Source organism: Mycobacterium sp. ABE4_509 (genome assembly GCF_056160785.1).
The window spans coordinates 1-22,177 of record NZ_JBSWXU010000086.1 but is presented as its reverse complement, the minus strand read 5'-3'; the positions used below and the strand labels follow the sequence as shown (position 1 = coordinate 22,177).

Below are 22,177 nucleotides of genomic sequence, written 5' to 3'. Positions count from 1 at the left end.
GCCGCCGACAGCCCGGCCACGGCGGCCTCCCGGCGCGACCACAGCCACGCCGCCCGCGCCCGCTCTGCGGCATCGAGGGGCATCCCGATCGGTGCGTAGACGTTGTGGTGCAGTTTGACGAACCGGGTCCGCAGCTCATGGCGGGTCACCCGGCCCGCGGCGATCGCTTCGCCGGCGACGACGAGTTCGTCCACATCTGGTCAGATGCGTGCCGGGCACCCGACGGTTCCGCGGGGGTGCGGATTATGATGGATTTCGGCCGATTCCCGTCAGAAACCGGACGTTCGCGGGCAGCTCAGAGGCAGTTAGGACGCGGCCAGCCGCTTCTTCTCGGCCGCGACGTCGAAGTCCGGTGGGGGCCACGCCATGTTGAGTTGCTTGAGCGTCTCGATGAGCAGCTCGGTGATCGCCAGCCGGCTGTACCACTTCCTGTTGCACGGCACCACGTGCCAGGGCGCGTACTCCGTCGAGGTCCGGTCCAGCAGCGCCTGATAGGCCTCCTGGTAGAGCGGCCACTTCTGCCGTTCGTCGATGTCACCGGGGTTGTACTTCCAGTACTTGTCCGGGCGGTCGAGTCGCTCGGCCAGCCGCTCCTTCTGCTCGTCCAGCGACAGGAACATGGCCACCTTGATCAGCGACATTCCGCCGTCGACGAGTTCGCGTTCGAAGGCGTTGATCTCGTCGTAGCGCGGCTCCCACACGTCGGGCGGGACGAGGTTGTGCACCCGGACGACCAGCACGTCCTCGTAGTGCGAGCGGTCGAACACCCCGATGTGCCCGGGGGCGGGAAGGGCTTTGCGGATCCGCCACAGATAGTGGTGCGACAGTTCTTCGGCCGTCGGTTTGCCGAAGCTCTTGTAGTCGATGCCCTGCGGATTCGCGCCCCCGACGACGTGCTTGACGATCCCGCCCTTGCCTGCGGTGTCCATACCCTGCAGGACCAGCAGTACCGAGCGGTGGTCGCCGGCGCGGCTGTTGGCGTAGAGCAGCTCTTGCAGTTCGGCGAAGCGGACGTTGCGCTCCTCCTGCAGTGTCGGGGCGTCGGCCTTGTCGCCGCGGAATCCGGGGGTGGCGTCGGGGTCGATGTCGGCGACCCGGTCACCGGGGCGGAACATCAGATGTTGGTGGGGGTGGTGTGACCACAGTGACGGCAGTCCTTGCGGCTCGTCCGCGTCGCTCATGGCCCCTGGTCAAGCAGCCGGGTGGGCAGGATCGGGGGTGGATGCGATGCCTGGCGGAACTCGGTCAGCGAGCCGCCGACCTCGACGATGCCGCACAACGCGCTCCAGGACAGCATGGTGAGGTAGTCGATCAACTCGTCGGCGCTCATCCGCGGATGCGACATCCACGAGTGCGTGGCGAGCTGGACGCCGCCGACGATGTGGTACGCCCACGGTTCGGCGCCGCCGGCGTCCATCCCGACCGCCGCCATGCGCTGCCGCAGCATCACCGCCAGCATCCGGGCGATGATCTGCTCGGAGTCGGCGACGGCCTTGCTCTTGCTGGCCGAGTTGTTGGCCATCACGAACCGGTAGGGCTCCGGCTCGGCGGCCACCGTTTCGACGTAGACGCGGATGATCTCGCGGGTGAGGTCGTAGCCGTCGAGGTCCGACGACAGTGCCGCGGCCATGTTGGGGATCAGGGTGGTCTGGGCGAACCGCATCATGACCGCGGTGGTCAGGTCGTTCTTGTCGACGAAATAGCGGTACAGCACGGTCTTGGAGACCCCGATCTCGGCGGCGATCTCGTCCATGCTGACGTTGCTGCCGAGCCGGCGGATGGCTTCGAGCGTCCCGTCGACCAGTTCGTTGCGGCGCTCGACTTTGTGTTTGTGCCAGCGTCGTTTGCGGCCATCGGTTTTGACCGCCACCGGCCGGTTCTGTTGTGCCACGTTCGCGGTGATCCGTTCCCCTTTAGTCCGACGTCAATACTACGGTGGCAGGCTCGCGGAGGGCTTCCCGGACGTGCCGCCGGGGCGGCGCCGCGGGCGTCGTTGCTGCTGTAGCGGATGATGTAGGTGTGGCACACCGACCCGATGGGGGCCGTCCGGCGCCGAGCCCGAGTGGCGCAGGTCAGCGACCCAGTTTCGCCGAGGCACTCGCCGGAGCCGATTCCGCTGCCGATGCGCAGCGTAGGCGTGGGCTGCGGCGCATGAAAATCGTCGCGCTCGGGTTCCTGGTGGGCGCCAGCATCATCTTTCTGCTGTGTTCCTGGGCGCAGTCCCGCGGCGCGCCACCCTGGGTCGGTTTCGTCCGTGCGGCTGCCGAGGCGGGAATGGTCGGCGCGTTGGCCGACTGGTTCGCGGTGACCGCGCTGTTCAAGCATCCGTTGGGCATCCCGATCCCGCACACCGCGATCATCAAGCGCAAGAAGGACCAGCTCGGCGACGGGCTGGGGATGTTCGTCCGGGAGAACTTCCTGTCCCCGCAGAACGTCGAGACGAAGTTGCGCGACGCCGACGTGTCCAGCCGGGTGGGCAAGTGGCTGTGTGATCGCGGCCATGCCGAGCGGGTGGCGGCCGAGACGTCGACGGTGTTGCGGGTGCTGGTCGAGATGCTGCGCGACGAGGACGTCCAGCATGTGCTGGACCGGATGATCGTGCAGCGGATCGCCGAACCCCAGTGGGGGCCGCCGATCGGCCGGGTGCTGTCCAGCCTGCTGCAGGAGGGGCGCCAGGAGGCGCTGCTGCAGCTGCTGGCCGACCGGGCCTTCCAGTGGTCGTGCAACGCCGAGGAGGTCATCGAGCGGGTCATCGAGCGGGACTCGCCGACCTGGTCCCCGCGCTGGGTGGACCATCTGGTCGGTGACCGGATTCACCGGGAGCTGATGGACTTCACCGACAAGGTGCGCCGCAACCCCGACCACGAGCTGCGCCGCTCGGCGACCCGGTTCCTGTTCGAGTTCGCCGACGATCTGCAGAACGACGAGACCACGATCGCCAAGGCCGAGAACGTCAAGGAGCAGATCATGGCGCGCGACGAGGTTGCGCGCGCGGCCGAGACGGCGTGGAACGCGGCCAAGCGCATCGTCGGAGAGTCGGTCGACGACCCGTCATCGGCGTTGCGCACCCGGATCGCGGACTCGGTGATGCGGATCGGGGAGTCGTTGCGCGACGACGCCGACCTGCGCGAAAAGGTGGACAACTGGATCGTGCGGGCCGCCGAGCATCTGGTGTCCGAGTACGGGGCGGAGATCACCACGATCATCACCGACACGGTCGAGCGGTGGGACGCCGATGAGGCCAGCCGGCGGATCGAGCTGCACGTGGGCCGAGATCTGCAGTTCATCCGCATCAATGGCACCGTGGTGGGTGCGCTGGCCGGGCTGGTGATCTATTCGGTTGCGCACTTCTTGTTCTGACCTGCGCTAACTAGTGCTTGCAAAAGTTAGCACTCCGTCGTACGGTTGGGTTGTCGGTAATCGGATACCCAACGCAGCGAGGGGGCAAGCATGCCGCAGGACGAAAATCTTGCCGCTGTCGTGTCCAACGCCGCGCAGGACATCGGCAGTTTCATCCGCACCCAGCGCGAAGCCGCGCAGGTGTCGGTGCGCCAACTCGCCGAGAAGGCCGGGGTTAGCAATCCCTACCTGAGCCAGATCGAGCGGGGGCTGCGCAAGCCGTCCGCGGATGTCCTGAGCCAGATCGCCAAGGCGTTGCGGGTTTCGGCGGAGGTGCTCTACGTCCAGGCCGGGATCCTCGAGCCCAGTGAGACCAGCGAGGTTCGCGACGCCATCGTGACCGACACGGCGATCAACGAGCGGCAGAAGCAGGCGCTGCTCGACATCTACACCTCGTTCTGTGCGCAGAACGAGGCGGCCCTGACCGAGGCGGCTGCGGAGGAGACGACGCCAACGGCTGCCAGCGATGCAGAAGAGGAGCTGACTACTGAAGACAAGAGCCCTCTGGAAATCCCGCAAACGACATCCACACATCCACAAAGCTGAGACGAAAGGAAACACCCATGGCTGAGAAGACCATCGAGAACCAGTTCGAGATCGAGGACCTCAAGGCGCCGCTGCTCGCCGCCGTCGGTGCAGCCGACTTCGCGCTGGAGCGTGTCAACGAGATCGTCGCCACGCTGCGCGAGCGAGCCGGCGAGGCCCGCACCGACGCCGAGAGCCGGGTCGAGGAGAGCCGCGCCCGCATCACCAAGCTGCAGGAGGACCTGCCGTCGCAGTTCGACGACATCCGCGAGCGGCTCACGTCCGATGAACTGCGCAAGTTCGCCGACAGCTACGCCGAGTCCGCGCAGACGACCTACACCAAGCTGATCGAGCGGGGCGAGGCCGCGCTGGAGCGGCTGCGCAGCCAGCCGGCGCTGGAGGAGGCCGCCACCCGCGTGGAGGGCTACACCGACCAGGCCGTCGAGATCACCCAGGAGGCACTGGGCAACGTCGCGACGCAGACCCGCGCGGTCGGCGAGCGCGCCGCCAAGCTGGTCGGTGTCGAGCTTCCGAAGAAGACCGAGGAAGCCGCCGAGCCGGTGAAGAAGGCCGCCAAGAAGGCCCCGGCCAAGAAGGCCCCGGCCAAGAAGGCCCCGGCGAAGAAGGCCCCGGCGAAGAAGGTCACCCAGAAGTAGTAACCGCAGGCACGAAGACGGAAGTCGACCCGAGGGCGTAACCCGCATAGGCTGTGCAGCGTGATGCTCCAAGGCCTGGTGGGTTACGTCCTCTTCGTGTTGCAGATCGCCGTGCTGGTGGCGGTGGTCTACGCGTTCGTGCACGGCGCGATGCAGCGGCCCGACGCCTACACCGCGGCCGACAAGCTGACCAAGCCGGTCTGGTTGGTGATTCTGGGCGTCGGCGGGCTGCTCGTGCTCGTCCTCGGAGTCATGGGCACCGCGATCGGGGCGGTCGCTGCCGGCATCTACCTCGTCGACGTGCGTCCCAAACTCCTGGAGATTCAGGGAAAGTCCCGCTGATGCGCCTGATCGCCGCAGTCGCCGCGGCGTCCGCCCTGGCGACGTGCGGGCTCCTCGGCGCCCCGGTTGCCGCGGCGACCCCGGCCGGCGCCCCCTACGTCGACCACGTCGAATGGGCCAAGTGGGGTGATCTGTCCAGCCTGCGCGTCTACCCGACCCCGGCGGGCCGGGACCTGTCGGGCAGGCCCGGTGCCTCCGCGCACACCGGCCAGGTGTGGGGTGAGATCCTGGCGCTGGCGCCGGAGGCCGATCTGCCCGGGATGTACGACCAGTTCGCCTGCCATTGGCAGTTCGCCGAGTTGATCGAACCGGGCAAGACCAGCTGGAATCTCGAGCCGTGGCGTCCGGAGGTCAGCTACGGCGACATGGTGAGTGCCGGCTGCAATCCGGGCGGTACCGAAGAGCCGTTCTGATGGCCGCCTACACCCGCGCCCAGGTCGCCGCCCTGGTCGACCACACGCTGCTCAAACCGGAGGCCACCGAGGCCGACATCGTCGCTCTGCTCACCGAGGCCGTCGACCTCGGGGTGTACGCGGTGTGTGTGTCCCCGCCGTTGGTGTCGGCCGCCGGTTCGCTTCCCGGCGGGCCCGTCGTCGCCTCGGTAGTGGGCTTCCCGTCCGGCAAGCATCTGACCCCGCTCAAGGCGCAGGAGGCGGCGTGCGCGGTGGCCGACGGCGCGCGCGAGATCGACATGGTCATCGACGTCGGGGTCGCATTGTCCGGCGAACTCGACGTGGTGCGCGCCGAAATCGCCGCGGTGCGCGCCGCCGCCCCGGACTCGGTGCTCAAGGTGATCGTGGAGTCGGCGGCGCTGCTGGAGTTCAGCGGGGTGCCGCTGCTGGTGGACGTCTGCCGGGTCTGCGAAGACGCCGGCGCCGACTTCGTCAAGACCTCCACCGGGTTCCATCCCAGCGGCGGGGCGTCGGTGCAGGCGGTGGAGCTGATGGCCGACACCGTCGGCGCCCGGCTCGGGGTGAAGGCCTCCGGCGGTATCCGCACCGCGCAGTCCGCGGTCGCGATGCTCGACGCCGGGGCGACCCGGCTGGGGTTGTCCGGATCCCGTGCGGTGCTCGACGGACTCGACTGACCGGTCTACAGCCCGGAGAAGCAGGGATCCTCGGTCTGTTTCGGGATCGATGCGTTCTGCGTCGAGAACCGGCTCACCACCCCGTCGTCGGTGACGTCGACCGAATCCGCGCGGATGTTCATCGGATAGTTCTGCGTCAGCGTCGAGGTGAACGCGTCCAGCGCGGGCTGCACCGCCTCCCGGGGCAGCGTGAACCCGAGCCCGGTCACCCTCTCCACCTGCAGCGAGACGCCGCCGTCGACGACCTCCGGGCGTGCGGTGATGCTGCCCAGCGCGCCCTGCAGTTCGATGGTGCCCGCGCTGGAATTGGTCGTCACTCCGGTCACGAAGCTGCCGACCAGCGGGATGGCCCGCTGGATCGTCTCTTTGATGCCCTCAGTGCTCCAGGTGATGTTGGCGACCAGCGAGCCGATCGTTCCGCTCGACGTCGCGGTGTTCTCCAGCCGGACGTCGTTGATGTCGAGGGTCACCTTCATCCCCTGGGCATCGCGGATCTGGTTGCCCGCCGTTTCGATCGCGATGTTGGTGTAGTGCCCGGTGGCGTGCTGCAGCAGGAACGGGGGCATCACCCCGAACGACGCGGTGGCATCGTCCTGCACGACGCACTCGACGACCTGCGCGACCACCGCATCGCCCCGGTTGCGCGCATACAGTTCGCCGCCGAGCAGGCCGGCGAACACCAGAGCCAGCACGATGACGACGACGAGCACGATCGACAGCGGGTCGCTGAAGATCTTCTTGATCCGGGCCTGCACCGACGGATCCTCCTCCGGGGGCGAGGTGGGGGCCGGCGCGGACCCGTACCCCGGTTGCGCCGGGTTGGGCGGATAGCCCGGTGCCGGCTGTGGGGGTGGGCCGGGCTGCTGGGGCGGGGGAGCCCAGGGATCGGTCACCTCAGCGATTGTGCCTTACCCAGTTGAGTGAAATCTGAGCGGTTGGCCATCACAGCGACCGTTTTGCGGGCTTTCCGGGTGGCCTCGAGGTCGACATCGTGGATCAGCAGCTGCGGGTCGGGGCCCGCCGAGACCAGGACCTCGCCGAGCGCGGAGGCCACCAGGCTGCCGCCGACACCGGTCGGACCGATCGCGGCGATCTCGTCCCCCGGGTAGGCCTGGCCCACCGCGGCGACCACCGTGGACGTGTCGATCGCGCGGGCCCGCGCCAGCAGGGTCCACTGATCGAGTTTGCCGGGTCCGTTGCCCCAGGAGGCGTGCACGGTGATCAGTTCCGCCCCGCGGTCGGCCAGCTCGACATACAGCTGCGGGAAGCGGATGTCGTAGCACAGCGTCAGCCCGACGGAGACGGGGCCGCCGCGTCCGTTCACGCTGATGACCACCGGCTCGTGGCCCGGCGCGACGGTCTTGGACTCGGCGAATCCGAACGCGTCGTAGAGATGGATCTTGTCGTAGTGGGCGTCCACCCCGGCGCCGGTGGCCAGCAGGGTGTTGGTCACCCGGCCGTCGGCGGGGGTGAACATACCGGCCACCACGACGACGCCCGCCCGATCGGCGATCGCGCGCACCCCGTCGGCCCACCGGCCGTCCAGCGGCTCGGCGACCGGGGCCAACGGCACCCCGAACCGGCACATGGTCGCCTCGGGGAACAGCACCAGCTCCGCGCCGGCCTCGGCGGCCCGCCCCGTCTGCTCGGCGACGACGTCGAGGTTGGCCGCCGGTTCGGTGCCGGCGCGGATCTGTGCCAGCGCGATACGCATGTTCACAGCGTAGTTAGGGCCGTCCGGGCCGGTGTGGTCACGGCCCCCAGGCAGGCCGGTTTGCCGACGCGGCCTTGTTGCCGAGCTTGCCGGTGCGCACCTGTGCGGCCAGGCTGTCCAGGATCACCCGGGAGCTGATCAACGCGGTCTGCTCGGCCCAGTCGTAGGGCGGTGAGCATTCGACGACCTCGATGCCGGCTAACCCGGGCTCGGAGACCATCTTGACCAGGTTCAGCGCCTCGCGAGGCAGCAGTCCGCCCGGTTCGGGCCAGCCGGTGCCCGGCACGAAGCCGGCGTCGATCACGTCGATGTCGAACGACAGGTACACCGCCTTGGCGCCCTTCCAGGCCGTCTCGAGGGCGATCTCGGCGATCTTCTCGACCCCGACGCGCTCGACGTCGCCGACGGTGATCACCGTCGACTGCCGTTCCCGGCCGACCTTGACGCCCTCGCGCGGGCTCTGCCAGCCGCCGATCCCGATCTGCACGAGGTTGGTCGCCGGGGCGTTCTTGATGTTGGTGGCGTGGAACCAGGGTGTGGTGTGCATCCGCTCGTCGAGGTCGGTCTCCTGGGTGTCGACGTGGCGGTCGAAGTGGATGATGCCGATGTTGCCGTCCATGTACGGCGCCATACCCCGGATCGTGGGGAACCCGATGGAGTGGTCGCCACCGAGAACCACAGGCATGACGCCCTTCTGGATGACGTGCGCCATAGCCTGGCTGATCTGGTCGAAGGACTTCTCGATATTGGCCGGAATGGTGTAGACGTCGCCGATGTCGACCATGTTGAGCTGCTCGCGCAGGTCCACGCCGGACTCGTAGTTGTAGGTGCCGAACAGGTTGGTCGAGCGTCGGATTCCCGAGGGGCCGAAGCGGGTACCCGCCCGGTAGGTGGCCCCGGCGTCTAGCGGCACCCCGAAGATCGCAACCTCTGCGTCGCCGACGTCGTTGACGTCCTCGATGAACGGGCACCTCAGAAACGTGCCGCGCTCACCGGCGAAATGGGGCTTCTCGCCCCGTACGAAGGTGCTGATGGTCCGGTCGTTGATTGTCGGGGCCGCTTCGAGGCCAAGGCTGAGGGTGCGTTCGATCTCTTCTTGCCGACGGCGGATAGGCAGGTTGGCCTCGACTTGCTGGGCCCATGCCCCCTCGGCGTTGGCAAGTGCGGGGTCGGGGCCATCCGCGAATCCCGCTGATCTTCCAGACGATTCGGTCACCACTGCTCCTCACGCGCCGTCTTGTCGCTGTCCGGGTACGACGCACCTCGTCCGGGAAGCCGGCTAGTGCGGCCCTGTAGTCATTGTCAGCAGAGGCTGGAATGACTGTCCAGCGCAAAAGGAAACGGGACGTTAACAACCGTCGCGACCTGTCGTAACGCGATCGGGCTTTTCTGGGGCAGACCCGCATTGCACATGCGGGGCGCATCTAGGGTTCCGCCGTTCGAGGGTCTGGTCCGAGAGATGCAGGCGACCTAGCACTGGTGCCGGGCCGCTTCACGGCGGGAAAAAAAGCCCGGGAGACTCCAGTGCTCTATCTAGGAGGCTCGTAGAGGTGATTCTTCTCGGTGTCGGAATCAGCATCGCGGTGGTCGTGACCGTCGGTTTTTTCGTCGCCCGCAAAGTCGGCGGCGACAGTTCGAACTTCCTGGTGGCCGGCCGAATGTTGCCGGTGCCACTGGTGGGCGCGGCATTGATGGGTCAAGCCGTCGACACCAACGCCACGCTCGGCAACACGGATCTGTCCGCGGAATTCGGCTTCTGGGCAGGCGCGACGTTGCCACTGGGGCTGGGGCTGTGCCTGTTACTGACGGGGATATTCTTCGCCAAGCCGATGAACAGAATGGGCCTGACCACCTTGGCCGACTACTACCGGTTGCGGTTCGGGCGTCCTGTCGAGGTCGCTTCGTCGGTGCTGGTCATCATCGCGTTCTGCATTCTGGTTGCCGGCAACCTCGTGGCGGGTGGTTACCTGTTCAACTACTTCACCGGTATCCCGTACTGGTCGGGCGTCGTCGCGATCGCGGTGATCGTGCTCGCCTATACCGGCGCGGGTGGAATGCTCGCCGACGCCTACACCGCGATCATTCAGATGAGCCTGATCCTCATCGGCGGCATCGCGACGTTGATCTGGGTCACCGTGGCATACGGGCTGACGATCCCGGAGGGCATGGGCCCGTTCGCCTTCGGCCAGTTGACCGACCCGGCGCAGGGCGCGACGATCAACTGGGCGACGTTGATCGCTCTGGGCATCGGCGACATCGTCGCGATCGACTTCATGCAGCGCGTTTTCTCGGCCAAGAGCCCGGAAACCGCCCGGCGGGCCTGTTTCATCGGCGCCGCGGGTGCGGCCGCGATCGGTATTCCTTTCGCGCTGGTTGCACTTGCTTCGAAAGCCATCCTGCCTGAAAACATCGATGGCCCAGTGCTTTTCGTCCTGCTCAACGACTACGCTCCGCTGGCTCTGACGATCGTGGTGCTGTGCGGCATCGTCGGTGCTTCGATGAGCACGGCCAACGGCGCGATTCTGGCCACCGCCTCGGTGTCGGTACGCAACCTCGGCGGGATCCGGCGCGTACACGTCGCGGGGAAATCGGATCCGCTGCTGCGCGCGACTCGCATTGCCATGGCGCCGGTGACACTCGTCGCGATCGTGTTCGCGCTTTATGTCAAACAGACCGGCATACTGCTAACGCTGGCCTTCGACCTGATGCTCGCCTGCCTGATCGTTCCGTTCATACTCGGCCTCGTATGGCGTCGGGGGACGTCCGCGGCCGCGATGGCGGCGATCGTCGTGGGTCTGGTGGTGCGGTTGGTGTTGTTCGCGATGACCCCGACCATGTTCGGCGTCGACAACACGATCCTCTACATCGAAAACTCGGTGTTCGATTCCACGTTCGACGGCTGGCCGACGATGATCGCCTTCGTCGCGTCGCTAATCGCCTACCTCGTGGTGGCGCTGGCTACCAAGCCGGCACGCATCCGTGGGCTGGATATCCAGGTCGCGGCGGATCTCGATGACGCGCTCAACGAAGACCCTGAGCGGTTCGCCGACGAACTCGTCTCTGCGGCTGCGGCGAAAAACGGTGGCGAAAGCACGTAATCTGTTCCTGTGAGGGGTTGCTGGGCGTTGGTTCTGGCGCTCGCCCTGGCGCTGGTGTCGGTTCCTGCGGCAGGCGTAGCGACCGCCTGTGCCTGCGGTGCGCTGGTCAGCGCCGACTCCTCGCTTCGGGTGGCCGACGAGACCGCGCTGCTGGCGTTGCGCGACGGCGTCGAGACCGTGGTGATGCGGCTGAACCTGGACACCGCGGCCGCTGATGCGGCGCTGGTGGTTCCGACCCCGGCCCCGGCGACCGTCACCGCCGCCGAGGCGGGTCTGTTCGACGAACTCGCTCGCCTCTCGGCGCCGCGGGTCGAGACGGTCCGCCGGTGGACCTGGGGGTGGGCCAACGCTGAGGGCCCGTCGGCCGACGGCGCCATGGCAGGCGGGGCACCGACGGTGGTGCGGCAGGTGCAGCTGGGTCCGTTGGAGGCAACGACGCTGTCCGGCGGCGAACTGGCTGGTGTCCAGAAGTGGTTGCGTGACAACGGATACCAGCTCAGGCCGGAGATCTCGGCGGGCCTGGCGCCCTACCTGGCCGAAGGGTGGTCGGTGGTCGCGATGCGGTTGACCACCGACAGCGGCGCCGACGGGCTCGACGGCCCGTTGGCGCCGGTGACGCTGAGCTTCGACTCCGACGAGCTGGTCTATCCGATGCGGATGTCCGCGCACGCCTCGACCCCGCAGACCGTGCAGATCTACACCCTCGGTGAGCACAAGATGCACCGGACCGATCCCGATGTGGCTTCGCAGACGGTGACTCTCGACTACGCCGGGCCGCTGGCCGGTCGCAGCCACAGCGACACCCTGCGGGAGTTGTCCCGCGACGGGGACTACCTGACGAAGACGACGACGTCGATCTTCCGGCCGGAGGAGATCACCTCCGACTTCCGGCTGGAGCCGGCACCCGACGACGCGGCCTTCCAGCGGGTGGTCTACGACTACGAGTACCGCAACCTGACGTTGCCGGCGCTCGGCGGGGTGGCGGCGGCGACGGCATTCGTGGTGGCGTGGACGGTGGTTCAGCTGGTGCGGTGGGTGAGACGGCGTTCGGTCACCCGGTGACCGGTCAGTCGCGCCGGCCGTTGAGCAGGCCTGCCGAGGCGAACTTCAGGCCGCTGCGCAGTTCGTCGAGCCGGATGGGATCGTCGGATTCGATGTAGCGCATCGTGGTGGCCACCGCCATGTTGAAGAACAGCCATGCCAGCGCCTGAGGGCTCAGTTGCTGCACCCGCTGGCGCGTGCGATTGCGCGCCCCGGGCTGCGGCTGAACTACCTGTCGGTGGTCGGGTTGCTGGACCCCCGCCTGCGCGAACGCCTCGGCGTCGGCTGGAGTGCCGCGGAGGAGCGCGAGCTCACCCGCATCTACCGGTTGATCCGGATCGCGTATTCGGTGCTGCCCGACCGGCTCACCTACTTCCCGCTGGCCTACCACGCGCGCAAGCACCACCAGTGCCTGCGCAAGATGGAGAAGCGCCAACAGAAGTCCTTCGCCTACCGGCTTCCCGAGGCGGACTAGTCCCCGGGCCCGAGCCCGCCGGCTCTGCATGAGTTGCCGGCAGTGCCTCGACGCGGGCAGCTGGCCGGCTCCCGCGGTGTCGTAGCGGTCTCGGCGCCCGGGCCTTCGACGGCTCGCGGTCCTCACCGTGAGCATTGGCTGCAGTTGCATTCGTGGTAGCTCCAACAGATGTGCGACATACAGCTGACGGCTGACTACGAATCGAAAACCCCGCGCTGTCAGCTAGATACGCAAGTGCCGGGTTTCTGCCCTCATGCAAAGCCGGAAGGTGAACGCAGCGTTGCGCTGACGCGAATATTTGCCGAAGGCGGTCCTCGATTGCTCTGGTCCGGGCCGTGGGGAACTTATCTGTGCAACAATTTTCGATCGGCGGTCAGTTGCGCAACAATTTGCTGGAGGATCCGTGTCGGGAGCGGGGCAGAGCATGGATGTGGCGGGTGCGGAGTTCTCGGAGTGGCTGAAGAGTCAGCCCCGGCGTCCAAGTGTGTCCGCTCGCCCGGGACCCGGGTACGGCCGGTGTGTGGGCCGGGTCGGGGCGCTCGCCGTGGCCCTCGGCGTGGGGCTCGCCGTGGCCGCCGCCCCCGGTGTGGCGGTTGCCGATTCGACGGCCTCGCCCTCCCGCAGCCCGGGGGACTCGCGGACGACCACCGAGTCCGCGTCGACCGGCTCCTCGCAACGTCCGTCTGAGTCTGATTCTGACTCCGGGTCCGAGGGTGTCTCGGCTGCGACGTCGAGCGGCGGTGACAGCTCCGACGACGCCGAGGAGTCCGGGCACGACGTTGCCGACGTCGAGGAGCCGGAGTTCGACACCGTCGATGCCGAGGAGCTCGAGGGTGATGCCGACGATGCCCAGGACCTGCAGCAGGAGGCCGACGTCGAAGACGGCGCCGGCTCCGCAACGGTGAGCAGCCAGGACGACGGTGCCGGCTCGGCGAACGACTCGCCGCCGGCCGACATCCACACCCGCACCGAACCCGCCGGCGCTGCCGAAGAGGACGTCACCGACGTCACCGACGGCACCGACGGCACCGAAACCGCGGACCTGGAGACGGCCGCGGCCGATGAGTCCGGCGATCCTGCCGAAGGCGCCGGTGCTGCGCCGGCGGTGGACGATCCGGTCACGACTCCCGCGGGCGCGGTCTCCACTGCCGACGGGGTTGCCGTGGGAACCCCCCTGGCCGCGGCGGCCCCGCCGGCGGCCCTCGGCGAGGATGCCACGCCGATCCGCTCCCTCGTGAGCACGGTGTTGGGCGCGTTCGGAATGGCGCCCGCGGCGGTGCCGGGGCAACCGGCATCCCCTGCCGGGACGCCGTTGCTGCTGGCCGTCCTGCAGACCATTCGTCGCGAGATCCAGGAGACGTTCTTCAACCGGCTACCGGTCGTCGCCTACGAGACGAGCACGACCGAGGTGGTCGACGGCGTGGTTACGGGCAGCATCGTGGCCCTCGATGCCGAAGGCGACCCGCTGGTCTATTCGGTCACCCGCCAGCCCGAATACGGCCTCGCCGTCGTCGATGACGCGGGCAACTTCACCTACACGCCTTTCGCGGATGCGCCCCAGGGAGTTGCGGATTCGTTCGAGCTGGGAGTCCGGGACGCAGGGTGGCACCTGCACGGCGGGCCGATCCGGGGTCTGCTCACGGCGCTGTTCAACCCGGGCGCGAACACGGTTCGACAGACGATCGACGTCACTGTGCCGGATGTGCTCGAAGAGAGTGACTTCGTGGTCGCGTTCACCTCCTTCGACGAGGAGACCGGCGAGATCGTCGGCCAGTTCGTGCGCACCGACGGCCTCTCCACGGAGCGGTCGTTCTCGGTGGAATCACTGGGCGCGTTCGGCCAGGAGGTCTCGATCGACGACGCCGGCGTGTTCCACTACACCCCGACCGACGACGCGAGACTGCAGGTGGCCGCACCGCTGGGCCTCGGCGAAGACAACCCGGACGACGTGGACGTCGTCACCTTCGCCATCTCCGACGGCGACGACAGCATCGTGATCGACGTCACCGTCCCGATCATGTCGGCCCGCGATACGGCGCTCGGGGCTGTCGACGTCGAAGCCGACCCGGTTGCGGTGATCATCGACAACGACAACACCGCGATCTGGGTGCTCGCCAACGACGGCGCCGACAGCACCCTGACCGCCTACGACCAGAACACGTACACGCAGCTCAGTGCGACGCCATTCGCAGTGGGCGCCGATTCGGTCGCCATGGCCCTGGACCCCGTCAGCGACCTGCTCTGGGTGGTCAGCAGGGGTGACGACCAAGTGTGGGTCATCGATCCCGAGCAGACCCTGGTGACCTCGGCGCAGCTGCAGGCCGATCCCGGCTTGACCGTCGACGACGACGTTCCGTCGCCGGCGGTGGTCGCCGTGGTCGACGTCGGCTCCGAGCCGACCGGGATCGCTTTCGCCTCGGACGGCACCCGGGTCTACATCAGCAACTCCGGCAGCGACGACGTCACCGTGATCGACGTCGCCGATCCGGATCTGACCACGTCCACCATCGCGGTCGGGCTGGAGCCGCACGGCGTCGCGCTGTCACCCGACGATGCCACGCTCTATGTGGCCAACTACGGCGACAGCACCGTATCGGTCATCGATGTGGAAACCCTCGATGTGCAGAACCTGGAGTCGCTGCCGAACCCGGAGAGCGTGGGGGTCTCCGACGACGGTCAGTACTTCTATGTCGCCACCCAGGGCGGCGGCCTCGCGTCGTTCAACATCTACTCGGTGGGCGCCGACGGATATTCGTCGCAGTTGGTCGGAGCCGCCCCGGGATCGATCGGAGTCGCCTCGGACGGCAGCGTCTACATGACCAACAGCGACGCCAATCAGATCACCGTCTATGACCCGCTCAACGCCAGCTACACGATCATCTCGGTGGGAACCCACCCGGTGAACCTGGCGATCGACGAGAACAACGGAATCGTCTACGTGGCCAACATGGACGACGGCACCCTGTCGGCGGTCTCGATGACGGCCCAGCCGTTCGTCAAACCCGACGATGCCAAGGACCACAAAGGGTTCGACTGGAAGAACCACACCAGCAACAGCGTCGAGTTCGTCGGCTACTACGACCCGGACACCGGCACGATCAGCCCGGTCGACGATTACATCAGGCAGGGCCCGCGGGCGGGCACGGTCTACCAGCCCGGTGACGAGCAGCACTGGTCGATCTGGGTCAAGGGACACGGCGAGAACACCCACGTCTATCCGGTCTTCCGCTCCACCAGTGAGTTCCCCGGCGCTCCGGCCAGTACGTGGACGGTCGACTTCAAGTACAACCCCAGCAACAACACGAAGTACGTCGGGTGCACGGTGGACAGCGGCAACGGAACCTGCAATCACGTCAGCATGAAGAAGGGCAGCAGCACGCTCAAGGTGCAGGACGCCGAGGGAACCGCCATCTTGATCACCCCGGACAACCTCGACTACCAGGCGGTGATCATCAACAACCTGTGTGCTTCCGGCGCCGACGCGAAATGCACCTTCACCGCGACCGAACTGAACACCGGGGTTCTGTACTCGCCGTTCACCCAGATCGGCACCACCGTGGTCAACAACACGCTCAGCGAGTTCACCTGGAGCACCACCCAGAGTTACACCTACACCGAGTCGGACAGCTACAGCGTCACGGTCGGTGTCGCGGTCGGGCCGAGGGACATCGTCAACGCCCAGATCTCCTTCACCTACGGCTACACGGTCACCGAGTCCCAGAGTTTCTCCACCTCCATCAGCCCGACGATCCAACCGGGCAATGTGGGCTACGTCTGCGCATCGACACCGATCGCCCGCGCCACCGGGGACTTCAGCATCACCCAGGACAACACCACCTATTACGTCACCGATACCCAGTGGGACAGCCCGGACGCCAGTGACGACCCGTTCCGCGCCCCCGACTGGGTCGTGCACGAGGCGGCTGAGGGCAGCGTGACCAGCTGTTCGGATTCCGGGACCGCCACCGCCGCCGCATCATCCGGCGGCGGGGGTGCAGCGAGCAGCGCCGGACCCGGCGCCGGAACCAGTGCCGCGACGGCCGGCGGCGCATCATCCGGCAGCGGGGCGAGCGGCGGCGCGAAGACCAAGGGCGCAGCGAGCGGGGACTGACCCGGTCGGGCCGGGGTCGGCGGTCCGCTACGCCCCGACCGGCGCGACGACCTCCCACGGCACGGTCAGGATGCCGTCGCGCAGGCTGCGTCTCGGGGCCGAGACCGGAAATCCCTCGGCAGCAAGCAGTTCGACCATCGCGCGCCACCGGGCGCGAGGTCCGAAGACGCCGTGGCCGGCCACCCTGGCCCAGGCCCGGTCGGCTGCGTTGAGCAGCGTGTGCACCGGCTGGCCCTCGACGTTGCGGTGGATCAGCATCTTGGGCAGTCGCTCGGCCAGATCGGACGGCGTATCGATGGCGAACGGGTCGCACGCCAGCGTCAGGCTCAGCGGGCCGGTCGCGTCCAGCAGGATCCAGCAGCAGCGCCGGCCCAACTCGTCGCACGTCCCGTCGACGACCAGGCCGCCGGGGGCCAGCCCCCGCTGGATCGCCGCCCAGGCGTCCGGCACCGCCTCGACCGGGTACTGGCGCAATACGTTGAACGCGCGCACCAGCACCGGATGCCGGCCGGCCAGTTCGAAACCGCCGAGGGCGAACTCGACACCCGGCGCGGCGGCGGCTTGGCCTACGCGTACCCGCTCGGGATCGATCTCGAGGCCGACCACCCGGACCTCGGTGCGCACCTCCCGCAGCCGGTTCGCCAACTCCAGGGTGGTCACCGGCAGCGCTCCGTAGCCGAGGTCGACGACCAGCGGGTCGGCTGCGGCCTGCACCGCGTGGCGGACCCGCGGCGAGTGCACCAGCCAGCGGTCGCTGCGCCGCAACCTGTTATGCCCGGTCGTCCCTCGGGTGATCGCACCGAGCGGCTGCGGCATGCCGGCAATTCTATTGCCCGATCAGCGGTTCTGGCTGATCCACTCCGTGGTGAAACGTTGCTCGGCGTAGAGCAGGCCGACCAGCTGGGTGCCGATGAAACTCTCGATCTTGCCGCCGACCAGCGGAATCCGGACCTCCACCGAGGTGGTGACCGCCAGTCGGGAACCCTCGCCGGACTCGGCGGGGGTCAGCGCCAGGTCCCCGGACAGGCTCACCGGGGCCCCGGGGATCGAGCCGGACACGCCCGCGGTGGCCCGGCCGCCGGCGATCGGCGTCCATATCTCCTCGCGCACGAAACTGAGGTCGCCGGGGTGGAACTGGGTCACCAGGCCGGGCAGGTTCTGCGAGCGCATCGTCTGCGTGCTCTTCACCCGGATGCTGCCGTCGGCGCCGATGACCATCTCATCGAGGGTGGATTCATCGGCACCGGACTCGGCCAGCCGGACCAGCCAGTACTGCTCGTCGCTGAACGCCCGATGAACCTGCTCGACGGTGCCTTCGTAGTCGGCGGCCATGTCGAATGAACGCGGCATAGCAAACCACGCTACCGTTACCGCCCGTGGTCACTTCGTCGGTCGGGGGCGTAGCGGTCGCCGAGAGCGTCCCGGTGGCGCCGCTGACGACGCTGCGCGTCGGCCCGGTGGCCCGCCGCCTGGTGACCTGCGTGACCACCGAGCAGGTCGTCGCCGCGGTGCCCGCCGCCGGACCGGACGCGCTGATCCTGGCCGGGGGATCGAACGTGGTGCTGGCCGACGATCTGACCGACCTCACCGTCGTGCGGCTCGCCAACGCGGCGATCACCGTCACCGGCGACACGCTGCGCGCCGAGGCGGGCGCGGTCTGGGACGACGTGGTCGCCGCGGCGCTGGCCCACGGACTCGGCGGGCTGGAGTGTCTGTCGGGCATACCGGGTTCGGCGGGGGCGACGCCGGTGCAGAACGTCGGTGCCTACGGCTCGGAGGTGGCCGACACCATCCGCCGGGTCCGACTGCTGGACCGGCGCACCGGCGCCGATCGGTGGGTCGAGCCGGATGAGCTCGGATTCGGTTACCGCACAAGCATTCTGAAGAACTCGTCGGCTCAGGTCGTGCTCGAGGTGGAGTTCGGGCTCGACCTCGCGGGGCGCAGCGCGCCGATCCGCTACGGCGAACTGGCCGCGGCGCTGGGAGTGCAGGCCGGGGCGCGGACTGACCCCGCCCGGGTGCGCGCCGCGGTGCTGGCGCTGCGCGCCGGCAAAGGCATGGTGCTCGACGAACCCGATCATGACACCTGGAGCGTCGGCTCGTTCTTCACCAACCCGGTGGTGTCGCGCGCCGACTTCGACCGGCTCGCGGCCACCGTCGACGGCTCGGTCCCGAACTATCCCGCCGGGTCCGGGGTGAAGCTCGCCGCGGGCTGGCTCGTCGAGCGGGCCGGCTTCGGCAAGGGGTATCCCGGCCCCGCGGCACCCGCACGCCTGTCCACCAAGCACGCCCTGGCGCTCACCAACCGCGGAGCGGCCACCACCGCCGATGTCATCGCGCTGGCGCGGACCGTGCGCGACGGCGTCGTCGCAGCGTTCGGGATCGAACTCACACCCGAGCCGGTCCTGGTGGGGTGCGCGCTCTAGGTACGCTGGATCCACGTGAACCCTGCTGACCCGGCGCCGTTTCTGTCCCGGCGGCGCGCCCTGGCCGCGCTGGCGTTCGGCGCTTTCGCGCCGGGCGTCCTGGCGGCGTGCACAGACTCCACCGAGAGCGCGGCGCCCGACGCTGACACGCCCGCTTCGCCCCGGCTGACCTACCAGCCGGCCGACGCCTCGGAGGCGGTGTCGCCCACCGCGCGCATCGGAGTCGACGTCTCCGACGGCTGGTTCCAGAAGGTCCGCCTGACCAACGCCGACGGCAAGGTCGTCGAGGGGTCGCTGAACCGCGACCGCACCGCCTTCACCGTCACCGAACCGCTCGGTTTCGGCGCCACCTACACCTGGGGCGGCACGGTGGTCGGTCAGGACGGCAGCGCCGTCCCGGTCACCGGTTCGTTCACCACGATCAGCCCGGACACCCAGGTCAACGGCCGGTTCCAGCTGGCCGACGGGCAGACCGTCGGCGTCGCCGCGCCCATCATCCTGCAGTTCGACGCCGCCATCGCCGACGGGGACCGCGCCGAGGTGGAGAAGGCGCTGACCGTCACCACCACACCGCCGGTGGAAGGCGGCTGGGCGTGGCTGCCCGACGAGGCCGCCGGATCCCGGGTGCACTGGCGCACCCGGGAGTACTTCCCGGAAGGGACCACCGTGCACGTCGACGCCAAGCTCTACGGCGTGCCGTTCGGGCCCGGTGCCTACGGTGCCGCCGATTCGACGCTGGACTTCGCCGTGGGCCGGCGCCAGGTGGTGCGGGCCGAGGCCGCCAGCCACCGCATCCAGGTCCTCGACGGGGCCGGCGCGGTGATCATGGACTTCCCGTGCAGCTACGGCGAGGGGGACCTGGACCGCAACGTCACCCGCAGCGGCATCCACGTGGTCACCGAGAAGTACGAGGACTTCTACATGACCAACCCGGCCGCCGGCTACGCCAACGTGCGGGAACGTTTCGCGGTGCGGATCTCCAACAACGGCGAGTTCATCCACGCCAACCCGGCCAGCCTGGGATCGCAGGGCAACAGCAACGTCACCAACGGCTGCATCAACCTGTCGCTGGAAGACGCCGAGCAGTACTTCAACACCGCCATGTACGGCGATCCGGTCGAGGTCACCGGAACCCGCATCCCGCTGTCGTACTCCGACGGCGACATCTGGGACTGGTCGGTCCCGTGGGACGAGTGGGTCTCGATGTCGGCGCTGTCGGGGCAGTCCGCTCCCGATCAGATGCCCAGCACCGCGCCGGCGACCCCGACGGACGCTCCGCAGCCGGTCGACGGCCGCCCCGGCCGGTGAGTCAGCCGACCCGCTGGTAGGACGGCGGTAGCGGCATCCCGAACTCCGCCATCACGGTGCGCAGCCGCGTCGGATAGTCGGTGATGATCCCGTCGGCGCCCGCTTCGATCTGGGCGCGCATGGTGTCGGGGTCGTTGATGGTCCAGGGAATCACCCGCAGTCCGGCGGCGTGCGCGCGAGCGACGAAGGCCGCGTCGGCGACCAGCCGGAATCCGGGATCCGCCGGCGTCAGCCCGTAGGGCACCGAGTAGCCGGGCGAGAGGATGTCCGCCCCCACCATCATCGCGCCGGCGATCGGGTCGCCGACCACTGCCGGGTCGACGCCGGCCAGCCACGGCGAGCCCGGCACCCAGGTGGTGTCGTCCCACAGCGCGACCAGCGGGATGCCCGGTTCGGCCTGCTGCACCAACGGCAGCGTCCGCCAGTCGAAGCTCTGGATGTCGACCTTGTCGAGCCTGCCCGCCGCGCGCACGGCGGCCAGAATCACCTCGACGAACCGCTCCGGTGAGGCCGACATCTCCGGGTGATCGGCCTCGATCTTGGTTTCGATGTTGTAGCGGACCTCGGCGCGGTAGGCCTCGGTCAGTGCGAACACCTCCGGCAGCGTGGCGATCGTGTTGCCGGCAACCACCTCCGCATCGGGGAAGTCCGGGAGCCGCTTGCCGCAGTCCAGCGTGCGGATCTGCGCCAGCGTCAGCTCGTGGACCAGCTTGCCGACGTAGGGGTACTGCGGGTCGCCGGGGAACAGTGGGGCGGTGTCGGCGCACTTCTCGGGCTCGATCCGCGGATCGTGCCACACCAGCGGCTGGTCGTCTCGGGTCAGGACGATGTCGAACTCGAGCGTGCTGACGCCCAGTTCGAGGGACTTGGCGAAGGCGCGCAGCGACTCCTCGGTGGTTTCGCCCCGGCCGCCGCGGTGCGCCTGCAGATCGAACCCGCCGGGGTCGGCGCCCGCAGGCGGGACGGGGAGCGCCGCCGCAGCGACGACGAGCAGCAACGACACGAGGAACGCGGCGACCCGGGACATGGCGCGGACCCTAGCCGACCGGGGCGAACGCCAGGGGACGACCAGACGACGGACGGGCGTTGCCATGCTCGTTCGTCAACCCCTGTTGCGCTGCTCGTTCGTCAACCCCGGTTGCGCTGCCAGTTCTTCAACCCCTGTTGAAGCGCGACCCGGAGGCTCCGCTGACCTGGTCGCGCGGTCGGACCACGATCAGGTCCAGGTCGACGTGGGCCGGGCGGGAGGCCGCGAACCCGATCACCTCGGCGATGTCCTCGGCGACCAGCGGTGTCACGCCCTGGTAGACCTTCTCGGCGCGCTCGGTGTCGCCGTCGAACCGATTGAGCGAGAAATCGGTGTGCACCATCCCGGGCGCGACCTCGGTCAGCCGCACCGGTTTACCGAGCAGCTCGCTGCGCAGCGTGCGGTGCAACACCCCCTGGGCATGCTTGGCCGTCGTGTATCCCGAGCCGTTGTCGTAGATCTCCACGGCGGCGATCGAGGTCACCGTGACGATCAGCCCGTCACCCGAGTCGATCAGTTTGGGCAGCAGCGCCTTGGTGACGTGCAGGGTGCCCATCACGTTGGACTCCCACATCCAGCGCCAGTTCTCGACGTCGGCGTCGGCCACCGGCTCCAGGCCCCGGGCGCCGCCGGCGTTGTTGACCAGGACGTCGACCCGGTCCAGCCGCCCGGCCATGGCTGCGACGGCCTCGGGATCGGTGACATCGGCCACGATCGCGGTGCCGTCGATCTCGGCTGCCAGCGCCTTGATGGGGCCTTCCCGCCGTGCCACGCAGACCACATGAAACCCCTGTGCAGCAAGAGTTCTCGCGGTCGCTTCGCCGATGCCGGCGCTGGCTCCGGTCACCACCGCGACGCGGCGGACATCTGATGGCGTGGTCATGTGTTTCTCCTATGTCAAGCCGCTGCCAGTTGGCAAGGCTCTTGACGGTTGTTGTGGTCTGTGTGGAGGTGGCCGAAGACGACTC

Annotated in this window: 20 protein-coding genes, 3 pseudogenes and 2 riboswitches; of the genes and pseudogenes, 12 read left to right on the top strand and 11 right to left on the bottom strand. The window is 68.4% G+C overall.

Translation table 11 applies throughout. From position 1 onward, the window contains the following. The 3 genes and pseudogenes from ACXAID_RS17915 to ACXAID_RS17905 form a co-directional block, all read right to left on the bottom strand. Positions 1–194 (bottom strand): annotated as a pseudogene (locus ACXAID_RS17915) (hypothetical protein); the annotation flags it as partial. Positions 195–305: 111 nt separating this feature from the next. After that, positions 306–1,181: a polyphosphate kinase 2 family protein gene (locus ACXAID_RS17910; RefSeq protein ID WP_475023559.1), complete on the bottom strand. Its 876-nt coding sequence runs from the start codon at positions 1,179–1,181 to the stop codon at positions 306–308. Continuing rightward, on the bottom strand, positions 1,178–1,891 hold the full coding sequence (locus tag ACXAID_RS17905; protein WP_475023558.1) for a TetR/AcrR family transcriptional regulator: 714 nt from the start codon (positions 1,889–1,891) through the stop codon (positions 1,178–1,180). Before ACXAID_RS17905 ends, ACXAID_RS17910 begins: the two co-directional genes overlap by 4 nt. Positions 1,892–2,019: 128 nt before the next feature. Here ACXAID_RS17905 and ACXAID_RS17900 point away from each other — a divergent pair, with 128 nt between their 5' ends. The 6 genes from ACXAID_RS17900 (at position 2,020) to deoC (ending at position 6,009) form a co-directional block, all read left to right on the top strand. Beyond that, a complete protein-coding gene (locus ACXAID_RS17900) occupies positions 2,020–3,360 on the top strand; it encodes a DUF445 domain-containing protein (RefSeq protein ID WP_475023557.1) in 1,341 nt (446 codons plus the stop codon). A gap of 90 nt (positions 3,361–3,450) precedes the next feature. Continuing rightward, the gene (locus tag ACXAID_RS17895) at positions 3,451–3,945 is read left to right on the top strand and encodes a helix-turn-helix domain-containing protein (protein WP_475023556.1); all 495 of its coding nucleotides are present in this window, start codon (positions 3,451–3,453) and stop codon (positions 3,943–3,945) included. Positions 3,946–3,962: 17 nt separating this feature from the next. After that, complete coding sequence (locus tag ACXAID_RS17890) at positions 3,963–4,580, top strand: heparin-binding hemagglutinin (RefSeq protein WP_475023555.1); 618 nt, start codon at positions 3,963–3,965, stop codon at positions 4,578–4,580. Positions 4,581–4,643: 63 nt separating this feature from the next. Then, positions 4,644–4,922, top strand: coding sequence for a DUF2516 family protein (locus ACXAID_RS17885; protein WP_475023560.1), 279 nt, complete (start codon positions 4,644–4,646; stop codon positions 4,920–4,922). Further along, on the top strand, positions 4,922–5,335 hold the full coding sequence (locus ACXAID_RS17880; protein ID WP_475023554.1) for a DUF2599 domain-containing protein: 414 nt from the start codon (positions 4,922–4,924) through the stop codon (positions 5,333–5,335). The genes ACXAID_RS17885 and ACXAID_RS17880 overlap by 1 nt, the downstream gene beginning before the upstream one ends. Continuing rightward, a complete protein-coding gene (gene deoC / locus ACXAID_RS17875) occupies positions 5,335–6,009 on the top strand; it encodes a deoxyribose-phosphate aldolase (RefSeq protein ID WP_475023553.1) in 675 nt (224 codons plus the stop codon). Before ACXAID_RS17880 ends, deoC begins: the two co-directional genes overlap by 1 nt. 5 nt (positions 6,010–6,014) lie before the next feature. Here the strand turns inward: deoC and ACXAID_RS17870 are convergent, their stop codons facing one another. The 3 genes from ACXAID_RS17870 to ACXAID_RS17860 are packed head-to-tail and all read right to left on the bottom strand — an operon-like array spanning position 6,015 to position 8,939. Beyond that, entirely contained in the window at positions 6,015–6,902 is an 888-nt protein-coding gene (locus ACXAID_RS17870) for an LmeA family phospholipid-binding protein (protein WP_475023552.1), read from the bottom strand. After that, a complete protein-coding gene (locus ACXAID_RS17865; protein WP_475023551.1) occupies positions 6,899–7,723 on the bottom strand; it encodes a carbon-nitrogen hydrolase family protein in 825 nt (274 codons plus the stop codon). The genes ACXAID_RS17870 and ACXAID_RS17865 overlap by 4 nt, the downstream gene beginning before the upstream one ends. A 37-nt stretch (positions 7,724–7,760) precedes the next feature. After that, the gene (locus ACXAID_RS17860) at positions 7,761–8,939 is read right to left on the bottom strand and encodes an agmatinase family protein (protein ID WP_475023550.1); all 1,179 of its coding nucleotides are present in this window, start codon (positions 8,937–8,939) and stop codon (positions 7,761–7,763) included. Positions 8,940–8,949: 10 nt separating this feature from the next. After that, positions 8,950–9,018, bottom strand: a riboswitch (guanidine-III (ykkC-III) riboswitch). Between the two features lie 118 nt (positions 9,019–9,136). Further along, positions 9,137–9,243: riboswitch (guanidine-I (ykkC/yxkD leader) on the top strand. 30 nt (positions 9,244–9,273) lie between these two features. Here ACXAID_RS17860 and ACXAID_RS17855 point away from each other — a divergent pair. Together ACXAID_RS17855 and ACXAID_RS17850 are read left to right on the top strand one after the other, a co-directional pair. Then, a complete protein-coding gene (locus ACXAID_RS17855) occupies positions 9,274–10,821 on the top strand; it encodes a high affinity choline transporter 1 (protein WP_475023549.1) in 1,548 nt (515 codons plus the stop codon). A 9-nt stretch (positions 10,822–10,830) separates the two neighbouring features. Then, positions 10,831–11,883 carry a DUF2330 domain-containing protein gene (locus ACXAID_RS17850; RefSeq protein ID WP_475023548.1) on the top strand — a complete coding sequence of 351 codons (1,053 nt, stop codon included), beginning with the start codon at positions 10,831–10,833 and terminating at the stop codon, positions 11,881–11,883. Between the two features lie 4 nt (positions 11,884–11,887). On the opposite strand, the pseudogene ACXAID_RS17845 reads toward ACXAID_RS17850, so the two are convergent. Further along, positions 11,888–12,043, bottom strand: a pseudogene (locus tag ACXAID_RS17845) (TetR/AcrR family transcriptional regulator); the annotation flags it as partial. Between ACXAID_RS17845 and ACXAID_RS17840 the strand changes: the two are divergent. Then, positions 12,044–12,337: pseudogene (locus tag ACXAID_RS17840) on the top strand (oxygenase MpaB family protein); the annotation flags it as partial. A gap of 484 nt (positions 12,338–12,821) precedes the next feature. Beyond that, complete coding sequence (locus ACXAID_RS17835; protein WP_475023547.1) at positions 12,822–16,448, top strand: beta-propeller fold lactonase family protein; 3,627 nt, start codon at positions 12,822–12,824, stop codon at positions 16,446–16,448. Between the two features lie 27 nt (positions 16,449–16,475). On the opposite strand, the gene ACXAID_RS17830 is transcribed toward ACXAID_RS17835, so the two are convergent. After that, positions 16,476–17,264, bottom strand: a complete 789-nt coding sequence (locus ACXAID_RS17830; RefSeq protein WP_475023546.1) for a class I SAM-dependent methyltransferase — start codon at positions 17,262–17,264, stop codon at positions 16,476–16,478. 21 nt (positions 17,265–17,285) lie between these two features. Continuing rightward, positions 17,286–17,798, bottom strand: coding sequence for a DUF2505 domain-containing protein (locus ACXAID_RS17825; protein WP_475023545.1), 513 nt, complete (start codon positions 17,796–17,798; stop codon positions 17,286–17,288). Positions 17,799–17,824: 26 nt separating this feature from the next. On the opposite strand from ACXAID_RS17825, the gene ACXAID_RS17820 reads away from it, so the two are divergent. After that, positions 17,825–18,874 carry a UDP-N-acetylmuramate dehydrogenase gene (locus tag ACXAID_RS17820; protein ID WP_475023544.1) on the top strand — a complete coding sequence of 350 codons (1,050 nt, stop codon included), beginning with the start codon at positions 17,825–17,827 and terminating at the stop codon, positions 18,872–18,874. Between the two features lie 15 nt (positions 18,875–18,889). Then, the gene (locus tag ACXAID_RS17815; protein ID WP_475023543.1) at positions 18,890–20,182 is read left to right on the top strand and encodes a L,D-transpeptidase; all 1,293 of its coding nucleotides are present in this window, start codon (positions 18,890–18,892) and stop codon (positions 20,180–20,182) included. Position 20,183: 1 nt separating this feature from the next. Here ACXAID_RS17815 and ACXAID_RS17810 read toward each other — a convergent pair whose 3' ends face one another. Then, positions 20,184–21,209 carry a glycerophosphodiester phosphodiesterase family protein gene (locus ACXAID_RS17810; protein WP_475023542.1) on the bottom strand — a complete coding sequence of 342 codons (1,026 nt, stop codon included), beginning with the start codon at positions 21,207–21,209 and terminating at the stop codon, positions 20,184–20,186. Positions 21,210–21,336: 127 nt separating this feature from the next. Then, positions 21,337–22,092 carry an SDR family oxidoreductase gene (locus tag ACXAID_RS17805; protein ID WP_475023541.1) on the bottom strand — a complete coding sequence of 252 codons (756 nt, stop codon included), beginning with the start codon at positions 22,090–22,092 and terminating at the stop codon, positions 21,337–21,339. Between the last annotated feature and the right edge of the window lie 85 nt (positions 22,093–22,177).